Raw genomic sequence first — 13802 nt, 5'->3', positions numbered from 1 at the left:
AATGAAGATTTGGGATGAAAGCTCGATTAAGAAAGCTTTAAATATTGAAGTACCATTTAATTTTAATGCTACAGGTTTTGAATTTAATAGTAAGGATATTAAGCCAGGTTTTATTTTTATAGCTTTAAAAGGCGAAAATGGTGACGGTCATGATTATATTAATAGCGCATTTGAAAATGGGGCGGTTGCAGCTATAGTTCATAAACTTCCTGAAAGAAATAGGGAAAAATGTATTCTTGTAAAAGATACGAAAGAGGCCTTACTTACATTAGCAAATTTTAAAAGAAATAATTCAAGAGCTAAATTTATAGGAATTACTGGAAGTGTTGGTAAAACCACAACTAAAGAAATGGCAGCGCTTGCTTTTGAAGCTTTTGGAAAAGTTCATAAAAATAGAGTTAATTTTAATAATGATATCGGTGTTCCAATAACTCTTTCTCAAATGCCAGATGATGCTGAATATGCCATTATTGAAATGGGAATGAGCGCTAAAAATGAAATTTTATATTTAACGAAAATTGTTGAACCAGATGTTGCAATTATAACCACTATTGAACCAGTTCACCTCGAGCATTTTGAATCTATAAGTGGAATTACTGATGCGAAATCTGAAATATTTCACGGTACTAAATCTCATCGTGTTGGTATAATAAATGCTGATAATGCAGAATTCGAGCGGATGAAAAGTAATGCAAAAAAATATGAAGTAGAAAATCTTCTTACGTTTGCACGAGATAATAGTGGTAATGCTAAACTTTTAGAAGCGCAAGTAAAAGATAATACAACTTATATAAAAGCTAATATTGATAATAAAGAAATTAGCTACAGTATTAATATTCCAGGCGAACATCACGCTATGAATACTTTACCTGTATTACTTGCTGTACATGCTTTGAATCTTGATATTGAAAAAGCAGCTAATAAACTTACAAATATTGAAGCCGTAGTAGGAAGAGGGCAGCTTCATGAATTAAATTACAGTGGTAAAAAAATAACTATTATTGATGAATCATATAATTCAAATCCTGCTGCGGTTAAAGCTGCATTAAAGGTAATGAAAATGAAATATCCACATCGTAGAAAAATAGCTTTACTTGCTGATATGAAAGAATTAGGGTCAACCACTATTGAACTTCATAAAGACCTGCTTCCAAATTTAGAAAGTTGTGTAGATAAAGTTGGACTTGTTGGCGAAGTAATTGAACATTTATTTAATGTATTACCAGAAAATTTAAAGCTCTCTCACTATAAGACAGTAGAAAATTTATTAGAAAGTACGTTATTTGAAATGTTAGAAAATAATGATGTTTTATTAATTAAAGGTTCTAATTCAATGAAAATGTCAAAAATTGTAGCATATTTTTTAGCAAAGAACGGGAAAGAAAATGTTGTATTATCTAGCCATTAAATATATTGATCACTTCACGATTTTAAATGTATTTACATATATTACTTTTAGAGGTTTATGTGCAGCATTGACCTCTTTAATTATTATGTTTTCAACAATGAATTATTTTATAAATCTTTTTAAAGAAATTCAAAATGGGGGGCAACCAATTCGTGAAGATGGACCTGCTTCTCATTTAGTTACAAAAAAAGGTACGCCTACAATGGGCGGTCTTGTTATGCTTCTTAGTGTATTTGCTTCAGTTTTTCTTTGGGGAGATTTAACTAATCAATACCTGTGGCTTGTTTTATTTGTTACATTTAGTTTTGGTGCATTAGGATTTATTGATGATTTTCTTAAAGTGACCAAAAAAAATACTAAAGGTGTTAGAGGAAAACATAAGCTAATTATTCAATCAGTTGTTAGTTTAATAGCATATGTTTGGTTACAAAAATTAATGCCTGATAACCTTGCTACTAAACTTGCTTTTCCAATGCTTAAACAATTTGTGATTGATATAGGATATTTTTATATTCCATTTATTATTGTAGTAACAGTAGGGGCTTCGAACGCAGTAAATCTTACTGATGGGTTAGATGGTCTTGCCATTGTTCCGGTTATGATAGCTGCTTTATGTTTTGGTATAATAGCCTATGTAGTAGGCCATTCAGTATTTTCGGATTATTTAAAACTTCATCATGTGCCAAATTGTGGAGAAATTGCAGTTTTTTGTGCAAGTTTAGTAGGAGCAGGTTTAGGGTTCTTATGGTATAACGCGCCACCTGCTAAAATATTTATGGGTGATACAGGAAGCCTTGCTTGTGGTGGAAGCTTAGGAATAATAAGTGTAATAACTAAACACGAAATCGTTCTTTCAATAATAGGCGGGTTATTTGTAATTGAAGCAGCTTCAGTAATAATGCAAGTTTATTATTATAAACTGACTAAAGGTAAAAGAATTTTCTTAATGGCACCACTTCATCATCATTTTGAGAAAAAAGGTTGGAGCGAATCAACTGTTGTTATTAGATTTTGGATTATAAGTATTATTTTTGCAATAATTGGAATGAGTACTCTTAAAATAAGATAGAATAAGAATATTACAATAAAGCTATCTTATTCTTAAATTAAGAAACCTTCATCTAAAATGTTATATGTGTCATTTTGAGAATTTAAGTAATCCAAGTAGTTTATAAAATTTTCGCTAGTAAAAAAATTATCATCTAATTTTATCCATGATTTAGTTAAATGTTTCATTATTTCTACTGAATCTTTACTCATATCATTTGAAAGTGGGTAATATTCACTAACCTCTTCTCTGTTTTTATTAATATAATAGTAGTTTTTAAAGCTACTTTTTATATTCTCAATATCATTAAAACTTGTTCTTTCCTTACCAGAATAAGGTAAATAAAAATCTTTTCCATCTCTTAATATTGTAATTAAATCCTTTGATTGATTATAGGTAAGTGAGAAGTTTGAATCTTCAGCTAAGTTTTTTGACAATAATTGTGATTTAGCCTCTATTTTAACCTTATCTTGAATTCGCATCATGATATTTTATAGCTCGATTAATAGTTAATTTATATTTTAATATTAATATTTTATTAACTATCAGTCAAGCTATAATATTTTTTAAATTTAAATATTTAATAAATTTGTAAAACTATTTTTAAAATCATACTAAAAATAGCTTATATTATTTAAACCTCAAATATATAATCTTTAGATACTATAACTTCTGCTAAATCAGGTGAAGCGGGGTGAGCCGAAACAATATAAGTTGTGAATATAGGGTCATCACTCTTTAAATCCGCATCTAACTGGGTTAAAGCCTTTGCTACTAAATCTTTTTTAAAATCAATTGGTAACGTAAAATATTCACTAACTTCTTTTCCATCTTCATTAATATAACTATGATCTTTAAAATTACCTTGAACAATATAAATTGTATCGTCAAAATCTGCTCTTTCATCACCAGCAAAAGGTAAATTAGGATCTCTACCTTCTCTCATTATTATAGTAAACTCCTGAGATTGATCATATGTTATAGTAATTTTTCCACCAACTACATCGTCTGTTTTAACATTTTCAACTCTTTGAAGTTTAACATTACATTTAACTTGAGCCATAATAATTTTATCCCAAAAAAATTAAATTAATATATTTTTTAACTTACAATATAATATTAACATAATATTAATAAATTAACAATCTTTATGATTGTTTATATTTCAAAGGTTTATATATAAATATAAGAGAAATGGGATTAAATAAGTTACTTCCTAAACGAAAGTAACTTATTTATAATATTATATTATGCGTGAATATAATGTGAATGTAATAAAGGAATTTGAACTTCAGTAATCATATTAGAGTCTGCAAAATTTTCATTACATTCAATTTCATAAGTTTTGTGTAAATGTTCACAAGTTGTAAAAATACCGTTGCTGTGCTCAACACCTTCTGCATTATTACTTATATCATGCTCACTTTTTTTAATTACATTTAAAATGTTAGCTAAATTATTATCTGAAAAGCTATAATCTTTACTAAATTCAACTTTAACAGTTGGAGAACTATTATAAAAATATTTTGTAAAAAAATTCTCATTTGTTGAGGTTTCAAATTTATAAAACTGATTATCTTGATTTTTTATATGCATTTTTGCATTATTACTACCTGAAGTAGCATCTTTTACATTAATGCTAATCTTATAAGAATGGTTATGTTGATCTTTTATAAGATGCTTAATATTTAAGCTTCCAAAAATAGATTTTTTAACTGTAGTGTCAATTTCACATAATTCTTTTGTCATTTGTTTTTAGCCTTTATTAAATTAAGAGTTTATATATTCATTTGGATCTATAATATGACAATTATAACCAACCATCGGATGATACAAATCATATCTCGTATCTGCATTATCAAATTCATAGGTTTTTTGCAAATAATAATCTGATTCAAAAAAGCCCCATTCTTTTGTAGTATTTGGGTCTATATCTAGATCGATCATACTTTTATTGCAAACTTTAATTACATTTTGTAATTTAGGTTTATCATTAAAATCATCAAAATTACAAGTTAGTTTTACTGTTCCTAATCTTTCCCATACAGGATCATAAAAAGGTTTTATATTAGTAACTACTTTATTTTCATCTGTAATTGTTAGTGGTGCTGGTGAAGAGAACCAATAACTAAGTAAATTAATTGCATTTCCAGTTTTATTTTCAATGCGAAATTCAAATACATTTTCATTTGAATCTTTAATAGTTGCGTCAAAAACTTTACTATTCCAAAATTCTTTTAAATTAATTTCTACTGAATATGTTTCTTTCGTCATTTTAACTTTTATTAATAATAAAAATTATACTCTAATAATTATTTATTAGAGATAGGTATTATTAGTAAAAAAGTGGTTAAGGATAACCTTAACCACTTTTAAAATCATGTTAGTTAATTTAAATTAACCAATATGAACGTAATCAGCATGTGTAGTGTCTGCATCTACAACAATTTCACCTGTATTAGGATCAATGTATTGACCTGGAGTATGTGTAACAATTAATTTATTACCATCTGTATCAACAGAAATTGTAGCAGGTTGAACTTCAACTGTATGATCAGGAGTTAAAGCATCTTTCACATTGTGTGCAGCATCTTTTACTGCTTCTTTCACATCGTGAGCTGTTTCTTTAACAGATTCTTTAGCATCATGTGCTTTTTGTTTAACGTTATCAGCAAATTCATGAGCTTTTTCAGCTACTGCATCTTTAACATCTGTTGCAGCTTCTTTAATAGCATGAGCAACATTAACATCACTAACTGTGAATGTTTTTGAATGGCTGCTGATAGCTTTACCAAATTCTGAACTGAAAGAATCAACATGATCTTTAAATTGTTGAGCATTGAAATTATTGTTAAAATCGTATCTTACAGTAGCAACGTTATTGTTACCGTCAATATAACGATGAGGTGCAAAGCCATTATTTTTTACATATTCAAACTCTCTGAAACCTGCTCTTTCATCGCCTACGTATGGCACAGTAAGATCGTTAACTGGTGCAATTGTAATTGTCGCAGTAGCACTTGGGTTATTTACTTCACTTAAATTAATAGTAAGTGCATTACCAAAACTTATAGTAGCTTTATATAAATCCATTTCTCTACTCCTTTTTTAAAGTTAACATCAAACGGTTTATGTTTTGATATTACTAACTAGTAAATGAAATGTCAATAAAATGATTTAGACTTAAATAACTGTTATTTTGATTAAAATTAAATTTATAAACAATTAAGGAATGATTTACTTCTTAATTTTGACAATAAACAGAATAAAAAGTATTATATGCGCAAACAACTGAATTTTTTTAAGGCAAATTTATGGAATACCTTTATAACTCGAAGAAAATTGCAATAGAATATAAAGATAAAGATGAAAATCAATGTGTTACTGAGGTAGCTTATCTTGATTTAGGTTATATTAATAAAGAAGTTATAATTTGTACGCATGGTTTAACAAGAAATAGCCATGATTTTGATTATTTAGCTACTGAATTAAAGGAAAAATATAGAGTTATTTCTATTGATATACCTGGTAGAGGAGAAAGTGCCTTTTTAAATAATCCGATGCATTATAATTATGATACTTATGTAAAAGTTGTTAAAAATTTTCTAGATAAATTAGGAATTACAAAGGTTTATTGGATTGGTACATCAATGGGAGGCCTTATTGCTCTTCATTTGAATTATGCTAATCCTAATATAATTCAAAAGCTTGTTATAAATGATGTAGGACCTATTTTACCGATTGATTCACTTAAACGCATATCAAAATATATAAATAATGTTCCACTTTTTAAAACTGTTGAAGAGTTGGAAAAACATTTAAGAAAAACATTAGCGCCTTTTGGAATAACACAAGACGAACATTGGCAGTATCTAGCAAAACATAGTTATAGAAAATTATCTGATGGAAACTTAACTCTTGCGTATGACCCTAATATATCAATGTCATTTGTAAATTTTGATGAAATTACAAATGACATAGAACTCTGGCCTTTATGGGAACCCGTTAATATGGAAACTTTAGTTTTAAGAGGAGAGAATTCAGACATTTTGCCTAAAACATGTTTCGAGAAAATGTTAGAAAAACCAAACGTTGAAGGTTATGAATTTTCAAATGTAGGACATGCACCTGCGCTTATGAATAGTGAGCAGATTAATGTAATCAAGAACTGGTTTAAGTAATAAACTATTGATTTAATTGATTACCTATTTAAACTAGTTAATAATAACTTAAAAATGTAAGGTGTCATGAAGAAAGCATTAATTAAATATGATAATGAATTAAAGTCAATTCTTGAAAACGCTTATAATTCCCCTGATAAAGTTTTAAAAGCTTCATTAGCTTGGGAGGCTGACCTTAGAAATGCATCTATTCAAGAAATTAGTGAAAATATAAGCGATTTTAGTCAAAACACTGAAGGTTATAATTATAGTGAAATTGATCAATTAATATTAGAAGCTATTGAAAAAGATCAAGAACTTATTAAGCGTCTTAATAGTACAATTAAAAAGGCAGAAGAAGAAGCTGAAGCTAAAAAACAAGTAATAGTTAAAGACTATCCTGATTTTTCAAAAGGAGAAATGACCTATTCTCTTTCAACCAATAAAATGGAAATAATATTAAATGGTGTGAAAGAATTAGTTAATAAACTTCATACACAAAAATCCCCTGAATATTTAAGTGAATTAATAGCAGAGCAAAAATTACCTGAAGGATATGAATATAATATTGATTCCATGCCTGAAATTGGAAAAGATGATGGTGTTACTGTCTATGGTAATTCTAAAAATACCTTTCTAAAAGCTGCTTTGACTTATTTAAAAAAAGCTACAGTTACTAATGTTGTAAAATTATGGAGTGCAATTGATAGTTCTGCTATTGCCCATATTATACCAATTCCTGAAAAATATAGAGTAGAAGGATTTGACGAATGTACATTTTCTTACAGTGATGATAAAACACCAGATGGTTTAGTAATTCATCACAGTTTTTATTCCTTTGGTGGGCAAAGAGGCGAGCCACGTTATGGGATAAATGGTAAAAAACATGGTCCTGAAGATTGTTCTAGTATGGTCGGTAAATTAACAGGATGTAAACCAGATAAATTACCTTCAACATTTCATTATTTATATTCTTTTAGAAATCAATTGAACGAAGAAGGTAATAAAGGTTTAGAAACTGATCCTTACGTTTTAGAATCTACAAATAATTTTGAAGCAATATCAGTTAAAGATCCTCAAAAAGATATAAGACCTGGTATGTTATATGTGTTTAGGAACTTCAGAAATGACCCAACCAAACTTTCCGATGGGGCAGGAGGACATACCGCCATTGTTTTAGGTACCTCTAAAAGAGATGATAATAATTTGGATATAGTCACAGATAGTTGCGCACGCGATATGCCAAATTTAGAAGGTAGGGGAATTCAAAAATTTGAATTTAACCGTTCTCATGTTAAAGATATGTTTTTTAGAGCTAAATAATTTATAGAGATTTATAGGATTTCTAGAATATTATAAATCTCTTGCAAATCTTACCTTTAGGCTATAAAAAACTCTGGTAAGCCTTCGTGGCGGAATTGGTAGACGCAGTTGACTCAAAATCAACCACCCACAAAGTGTGCCGGTTCGAGTCCGGCCGAGGGCACCAAACTTTTAAAGTTTTTTATGAATGATCTTATAATTCAAATTTATTTTATTGGGCTTATAATTGCTCTTACGTCAGGTCCTTTAGGCTGCATTATACTTTGGAAGAGAATAGCATATTTTGGTGATTCTCTTGCTCATGCCTCCCTTTTAGGAGTAGCTTTTAGTTTAATATTCAACATTTTGCCTGAAATAGGAATTGTTGCAAATGCCGTTTTATTTTCAATTTTAATTGTAATTATTAGGCATAATTCAAAGCTTAATTTCGATGTTGCTATAAGTATATTGTCACCTTTTTGTTTAGCCCTTTCTACGCTTATTATTTACAACAAGAAAACTTCAGTCGATCTTATGAATTACCTATTTGGTGATATTTTACTAGTTAGTAAACATGATCTTATTTTTATAAGCATCATTAGTGTAATCACTTTTCTCTGGCTTATTTTTCGTTGGAAAAAGCTTATTAGAATTATGTTAAGTGATGAAATTGCTATAAGCATGAACGAAAGAATTAACTTAATAAGACTTGAATTTATTATAATTTTAGCGCTTTTTATATCTATTGCGATTAAAATGGTTGGAGTAATGCTTATTACAAGTATTCTTATAATTCCAGCTTCTCTTGCAAGAAGGTTTTCCAATAACCCTGAATCGATGGCAATTATAGCTTCTATTTTTGGAGCTATTTTTATTTGTTTAGGGATTAGAATAGCTTTTATTTATAACCAGCCACTTAGCCCAACCATAATTGCAATTTCATCAACTATATTTATGTTGCAATTTATTCCAGTAAAAAAATTTAGAAGAATATAGAAAAGATGATAAAAATCGCTTAAATGATTTTTATCATCTTATTAGATTAGTTTCCTAAAACTTGAACAACTTTGTTTTTAACGCGGTTAGCAAGTTCAACTGCATTTTTACGATATTCAATTCTGCTTAATGAATTACAAGTTTCATAAGTATAATCTTTCGCTTTATCAAATGAAGGTAAAAGTTTAAGTGGGTCTTTACTAAATCTTTTAGCGCCAAAATAGTAAGCGGCTATTGCAAAAGTTGTTAAAGCTAAACCAAAAAATAATTTTGAAGCTAATGACCAATTCTTAGATTCATCAGGATTACCTGGGGTAGGGTTATAGGCATCTTTTTTAATTGGTTGCATTGGTGCTGAAGGTTGCGAGTTTTCCGTTGGTTTATACAAAAGAGCTTCTAATGTTCTAGCCCTTTCTTTTATACTATTTCTATCTCCATTTGCAGGTTGTTGGGCATCTGTATTACGTGGAGATGATTCAGGTGTATCATCAGAAGGTATATTAATGATAACATCTGGTTTGTATTTTTGTGGTGATGGTGAAATTGGAGATGGAATTGATAAAGATGGCTTCACAGTTTCAGTTGGTATATTTATAATTGTGTCCGGTTTATCATTTAAAAATAATGGATTGGTTACTATAATTGAAGCTGGATCTTTCTCAGATATCTCAATAATTACATCCGTTGAAGTTGCACTTTGGTTAATATAAGTAATATCAGTTATCGGTAGTGTTTGAATCTCTTCTAAAGATTTACCTATTACGCTATCAAAAAATGATTCGGGGCGACCGCGTTTTGATCTAGAATTTTTACTTTTATTTAATCCTTCACTAGAAGCTAACAATTGATTTCCTTCAGAATAAGTGAATTGTTCAGGATTTAATGAAGAAGCAGAGCGTTCTAAATCAAATTTTTCAATTTCTTTAATAGAGGTTATTAAGGCTGAAATATCTTCTTCTTTAAAATCTTTATTAACATCCAATAATTCTTGTATTTTGGAAATATTTTTATCTTCTTTGATTTGAAGTGATGCAATAACTGAATTAAAAAGGCTGCTTCCATTACTAAGTGTTGATCCGTCTAATTGTTGCTTTCTATTAACTAAATGAGCTTTAAAAAGATCAGCTAATGGTATTTTTTCTTTCGTAGTTTCTGGTTTTACTAAAGCAGCGGGTTTTTCTTTTAGCTCCTCTTCTTTTACTTCTTTCTTTTCTTCTACTTTATTTGTATTAGAAAGAGTTGCCTTACCTTCATGTTTATTAAATTCACTTACTGTCATTGGTGGGGCAGCAGGAAATTCTTCTTCGCTTTCTTGACTTGAATCAGTTGGTGTTTCTAAATGAGCGGTAACGTTATTAAATCCTCTAGTTAATCCTGCATCAAGTGGATTTTGATAAATGTGATTATGTCTAACCACTTCTAAAGGGCTGAATGCATTCCCTAAATCATTGCTACCCTTATCTTCTTTTTTCTCAGTACTTCCATTTATACCAGTCATACAATTTCTCCTACTATTTTAAAATTTGGTTAATTATAAGTTAATTTAATATAATTATCAAGAGTAAAATTAATAAATTAATAAAGTGGAATTTGTAATTAAAAGTGAAAGAATTTCAGTGGATTAAGAATTACATATGAGTAACAACTAATGTAATTTAAAGAGTAAAAGCTTAAAAAAGCTTAAAGGGTAACCCTTTAAGCTTTTTTAATTTGTGCGTTAACTACTATAGGTTTATTTGTTGGAAGGTTAGGGTTAGCCCTATGAACAACTTGTGGTAAATTGCCTTTAGTTACAGTTACTTGAGTTTTTCCTTGAATGTTAGCATTTTTAAATAAATATTCTTTAGTCTTATTAAATAAAGAAATAACTTTAAGCGGATCTTTCTTATACTTATTACCAAAATATACATAAGCTACTGTTAACAAAGTAAAACTTAAAATTGAAGAAACAACGGCTAAAGCCTTTTTGTTACTATTCAAATATTGACTTTTTCTCACCTTGCTAGCTTCCACTAAGGTCTTTCTAACTTCTTGACCTCGAGTAGAAGTTTTAGTTACTCTAACATTTTTAGATTGTACACCTTTCGTAGCGGTAGGATTAGAAGAGTCTTTTTTTACACTTGCAGCTGCACTAACATCAAAAGGTTTTTTATTTTTTGGAATTGCTGGTAGAGATCTAATAGATTTGTTCGTTAAATTTTCTCTTGGCGAAGTTGGTGCGCTTGCTTTATCGGTATTTTCTACATTTTCATCTTTAGGATTTATAAATATACTTTTAGTAAGTGCTCCACGTTTTTTTTCTTTCCCATGTGATCCTGGGCCGTTAATAGAGTTAAGATCAAATTCTTCATTTCCTTCCTCTATCCGCAAATTATTATTTTTACTTTCTATAGTTTGATGTAAGTAATCTTTAGAAGTGTTCTTTTCTTCAGTTAAGTCAATATTAGTTTTAACAGCTACTTTTTTACCACCTAACCATTTAATAGTGTTAAAAGCACCTTTAACTGTTTTGTTAAAAAAAGTACGAACTATACTTGGTTCTGGCTCGCCAAATTTCTCTAAATCTTCTAACGCTGCTTGTAAGTCTTCGCTTGTAAATTTAGAGCTAAAATGCTTTAAACTAGTTCTTTTGGAAGCTAAGTTATCAAAATCTTGACTGTTGCTCCAACTATCATAAGATTCTCTATCAGAAGATTCAATATATTTACGCCTTAATAAAACTCGCCTATTAACTGTAGCGAATTTTTCTCTCTTAGCTTTTTTTTGTTCTTCCGTTAATTCCGTAGGTGGCGCATAAGTTACCGGAGCAGAAGGTAAATCTATAGGAGTACTGTAATATACACTTTTCCTAACTGGTTTGTTCCAATCCGAATCTTTTTCAACATCTTCTGGTTCTTCAGTTGGATTACTAAAAAATACTGATGCTCTTTTAACTACAGAATAAAAGCCTTGCATAAGAACCTGACCAAAACCTATAGGGATACTATCTTGAGAAGGCGCTTGTTTTTTTTCAGGTGTATCATTTTGTCTTTTAGACATATTACTAACCTAGTTACGTATTAAAAATTGTGTTAATTATGGGTTAATATCTTGAAAATGTCAAATCTTATATTAATCACTCGTTTAATTGGGAAGGACTTTCTAAACCCAAAAAATAATGCTTTAAGTTACTGAAAATTATAAATTTATTTACTAAATTTTTTATTAGTTAGATTAAAATGGACATTATTAACTATAAAAAAAATATTATGAGACTGAAATTTTAATTGAAAAAATATGATAGTTTATAAATCTTTGATACTATCTGCAGCGATTTCTGAATGGCTTGGCATAGAAAGAAGTTTACGAGAAATTTTATTTATATATTTCTTATAATCTTTTAAGTCATTACCTGACATTTTATAATTAGAATTAAATTTAACCTTAAGCGGGTTAATGTGATGATTGTTTTTTAATACTTCAAAATGTAAGTGCGGTCCTGTTGAATGTCCGGTTGTACCAACAAAAGCGATTACATCACCTTGCTTTACACGAGCACCATTTCTTAAACCTTTATTAAATCTACTGCAATGAGCATAGGCTGTTGAAAAGCCACCATTATGTCTAACTCTAATATAGTTACCATAAGTCCCTTTACGGCCAATTTCTTCAATAACACCATCACCTGCAGCATAAATAGGAGTGCCAATTGGAGCTGCGAAGTCTACACCCTTATGCATTTTTGAATAACCATGAATTGGATGTTTACGTACACCAAAGCCAGAAGAAATACGAGCAGCATTCACTGGAGTTTTTAAAAGTTCTTTTCTAACGCTAGAACCATCTTCATTATAATAATCTGATGAATTTTTACCTTCATAGTAATAAAGCTTATAATCTTCACCTGCAAGAGTTAGTCCCATATAAACAGGTTTGCCATCACGAGCGAAATTACCGAATGTGTCATAGAATCTTTCAAATACTAATTCAAAAGAATCACCTTCATGAATATCACGCTGGAAATCGATGTCATAACTAAACACTTTTACAATATCGCTAATAACAACTTGTGGGATAGCATTATTAGCAGCGGTACCAAAAAGACTGCCGTCAATTTTTCCTTTAATATGAACGTAATGTTTAACTAAAGGTATTGTTATTTCTTTTACATTAAAAGATGCATCTGCCTGTCTACTAATTTCAATAGTTTTTTCAGGGCTTACAGAAAGCTTAATAGCAGAAACTTTAGAAGGGTTATAATCGTCATAAAATACTGAAATATTTTGACCAATACTTATTTTTGAAGGGTCATAAGTCTTACGCATTTCTCTAATAATTTCACTAACTTCCACATCATTTAATTGAGCATTTTTAAGTATTGAAGATAATGTATCACCATTCTGTATAGTAAAACTAACAGGGTTTTCAGCTGAATCAAGAATTTTAGGTAATGAGAAAGTGTCGGCAAATGAGAAATCTTTTACTAATATATCTGTACGAAAGTTTGAAGTTTCAGAAATAGAAAGCAGGGTTAAAGTCACCGTTACAGATACTGCAAAGTATACGAGCCAAAATTTTGTTCTTAATGTTGCTACATTAAATCTTATCATTATTAACCCTTGTGACTAAAAAACAACAAACGATATAAATATTAGGTTAATACAAGATTGAATTGTTTGACAAGTAAAAATTACGATAAGGAGCGAAAAAATCAATATTTTAAGGATTATTCTTAAAGTATAGTTAATATGTTTAAGTAATTGAATATTAAATTAACTAATTTAGAGTAAAAATGGTTAATTTAACTATTAAAAATTAACCATTTTTATTAATCTAACTCAAAAAAACATTTTTTAACTAAATTCGGCAGTAACTTTAAATTGAATAGAGTTGTTATAAAAAAAGTTTT

At 29.2% G+C, this 13802-nt stretch carries 13 protein-coding genes and 1 tRNA gene; 6 read left to right on the top strand and 8 right to left on the bottom strand.

Annotation, left to right across the window (positions count from 1 at the left end; all coding sequences use genetic code 11):
- Position 1 precedes the first annotated feature (1 nt).
- Positions 2–1408 carry a UDP-N-acetylmuramoyl-tripeptide--D-alanyl-D-alanine ligase gene (locus J0H68_04285; GenBank protein ID MBN8827904.1) on the top strand — a complete coding sequence of 469 codons (1407 nt, stop codon included), beginning with the start codon at positions 2–4 and terminating at the stop codon, positions 1406–1408.
- Positions 1386–2477, top strand: a complete 1092-nt coding sequence (locus J0H68_04280; GenBank protein MBN8827903.1) for a phospho-N-acetylmuramoyl-pentapeptide-transferase — start codon at positions 1386–1388, stop codon at positions 2475–2477. Before J0H68_04285 ends, J0H68_04280 begins: the two co-directional genes overlap by 23 nt.
- 32 nt (positions 2478–2509) lie before the next feature.
- Here J0H68_04280 and J0H68_04275 read toward each other — a convergent pair whose 3' ends face one another.
- The 5 genes from J0H68_04275 to J0H68_04255 form a co-directional block, all read right to left on the bottom strand.
- Positions 2510–2941 (bottom strand): hypothetical protein, encoded by a 432-nt coding sequence (locus tag J0H68_04275; GenBank protein ID MBN8827902.1) that lies wholly within the window; start codon positions 2939–2941, stop codon positions 2510–2512.
- 149 nt (positions 2942–3090) lie between these two features.
- Positions 3091–3519, bottom strand: coding sequence for a hypothetical protein (locus J0H68_04270; protein MBN8827901.1), 429 nt, complete (start codon positions 3517–3519; stop codon positions 3091–3093).
- Between the two features lie 185 nt (positions 3520–3704).
- The gene (locus J0H68_04265; protein ID MBN8827900.1) at positions 3705–4205 is read right to left on the bottom strand and encodes a hypothetical protein; all 501 of its coding nucleotides are present in this window, start codon (positions 4203–4205) and stop codon (positions 3705–3707) included.
- A 21-nt stretch (positions 4206–4226) separates the two neighbouring features.
- Positions 4227–4730, bottom strand: coding sequence for a hypothetical protein (locus tag J0H68_04260; GenBank protein MBN8827899.1), 504 nt, complete (start codon positions 4728–4730; stop codon positions 4227–4229).
- Between the two features lie 123 nt (positions 4731–4853).
- On the bottom strand, positions 4854–5549 hold the full coding sequence (locus J0H68_04255) for a hypothetical protein (protein MBN8827898.1): 696 nt from the start codon (positions 5547–5549) through the stop codon (positions 4854–4856).
- 221 nt (positions 5550–5770) lie between these two features.
- Here J0H68_04255 and J0H68_04250 point away from each other — a divergent pair, with 221 nt between their 5' ends.
- The 4 genes from J0H68_04250 to J0H68_04235 all read left to right on the top strand — a co-directional run bounded on the left by J0H68_04250 (position 5771) and on the right by J0H68_04235 (position 8914).
- Complete coding sequence (locus J0H68_04250) at positions 5771–6637, top strand: alpha/beta hydrolase (GenBank protein ID MBN8827897.1); 867 nt, start codon at positions 5771–5773, stop codon at positions 6635–6637.
- Between the two features lie 66 nt (positions 6638–6703).
- On the top strand, positions 6704–7939 hold the full coding sequence (locus J0H68_04245) for a hypothetical protein (GenBank protein ID MBN8827896.1): 1236 nt from the start codon (positions 6704–6706) through the stop codon (positions 7937–7939).
- Between the two features lie 80 nt (positions 7940–8019).
- A tRNA-Leu gene (locus J0H68_04240) sits at positions 8020–8105 on the top strand.
- A gap of 17 nt (positions 8106–8122) precedes the next feature.
- A complete protein-coding gene (locus tag J0H68_04235) occupies positions 8123–8914 on the top strand; it encodes a metal ABC transporter permease (protein MBN8827895.1) in 792 nt (263 codons plus the stop codon).
- 46 nt (positions 8915–8960) lie between these two features.
- Here the strand turns inward: J0H68_04235 and J0H68_04230 are convergent, their stop codons facing one another.
- The 3 genes from J0H68_04230 to J0H68_04220 all read right to left on the bottom strand — a co-directional run bounded on the left by J0H68_04230 (position 8961) and on the right by J0H68_04220 (position 13503).
- Complete coding sequence (locus J0H68_04230) at positions 8961–10412, bottom strand: hypothetical protein (protein MBN8827894.1); 1452 nt, start codon at positions 10410–10412, stop codon at positions 8961–8963.
- A 197-nt stretch (positions 10413–10609) separates the two neighbouring features.
- Entirely contained in the window at positions 10610–11953 is a 1344-nt protein-coding gene (locus J0H68_04225) for a hypothetical protein (GenBank protein MBN8827893.1), read from the bottom strand.
- A gap of 245 nt (positions 11954–12198) precedes the next feature.
- On the bottom strand, positions 12199–13503 hold the full coding sequence (locus tag J0H68_04220; protein MBN8827892.1) for a peptidoglycan DD-metalloendopeptidase family protein: 1305 nt from the start codon (positions 13501–13503) through the stop codon (positions 12199–12201).
- Between the last annotated feature and the right edge of the window lie 299 nt (positions 13504–13802).

The organism is Sphingobacteriia bacterium, from assembly GCA_017304685.1.
Lineage (GTDB): Bacteria > Pseudomonadota > Alphaproteobacteria > Rickettsiales > 33-17 > JAFKLR01.
This window is presented reverse-complemented; position numbering and strand designations above follow the sequence as displayed.

What these genes read in the sequence shown, in the direction of transcription:
- J0H68_04275 (MBN8827902.1), bottom strand. Translation starts at nt 2,941, where the DNA reads ATGATGCGAATTCAAGATAAGGTTAAAATAGAGGCTAAATCACAATTA.
- J0H68_04225 (MBN8827893.1), bottom strand. Translation starts at nt 11,953, where the DNA reads ATGTCTAAAAGACAAAATGATACACCTGAAAAAAAACAAGCGCCTTCT.
- J0H68_04280 (MBN8827903.1), top strand. Translation starts at nt 1,386, where the DNA reads ATGTTGTATTATCTAGCCATTAAATATATTGATCACTTCACGATTTTA.
- J0H68_04255 (MBN8827898.1), bottom strand. Translation starts at nt 5,549, where the DNA reads ATGGATTTATATAAAGCTACTATAAGTTTTGGTAATGCACTTACTATT.
- J0H68_04265 (MBN8827900.1), bottom strand. Translation starts at nt 4,205, where the DNA reads ATGACAAAAGAATTATGTGAAATTGACACTACAGTTAAAAAATCTATT.
- J0H68_04250 (MBN8827897.1), top strand. Translation starts at nt 5,771, where the DNA reads ATGGAATACCTTTATAACTCGAAGAAAATTGCAATAGAATATAAAGAT.
- J0H68_04270 (MBN8827901.1), bottom strand. Translation starts at nt 3,519, where the DNA reads ATGGCTCAAGTTAAATGTAATGTTAAACTTCAAAGAGTTGAAAATGTT.
- J0H68_04285 (MBN8827904.1), top strand. Translation starts at nt 2, where the DNA reads ATGAAGATTTGGGATGAAAGCTCGATTAAGAAAGCTTTAAATATTGAA.
- J0H68_04220 (MBN8827892.1), bottom strand. Translation starts at nt 13,503, where the DNA reads ATGATAAGATTTAATGTAGCAACATTAAGAACAAAATTTTGGCTCGTA.
- J0H68_04230 (MBN8827894.1), bottom strand. Translation starts at nt 10,412, where the DNA reads ATGACTGGTATAAATGGAAGTACTGAGAAAAAAGAAGATAAGGGTAGC.
- J0H68_04260 (MBN8827899.1), bottom strand. Translation starts at nt 4,730, where the DNA reads ATGACGAAAGAAACATATTCAGTAGAAATTAATTTAAAAGAATTTTGG.
- J0H68_04245 (MBN8827896.1), top strand. Translation starts at nt 6,704, where the DNA reads ATGAAGAAAGCATTAATTAAATATGATAATGAATTAAAGTCAATTCTT.
- J0H68_04235 (MBN8827895.1), top strand. Translation starts at nt 8,123, where the DNA reads ATGAATGATCTTATAATTCAAATTTATTTTATTGGGCTTATAATTGCT.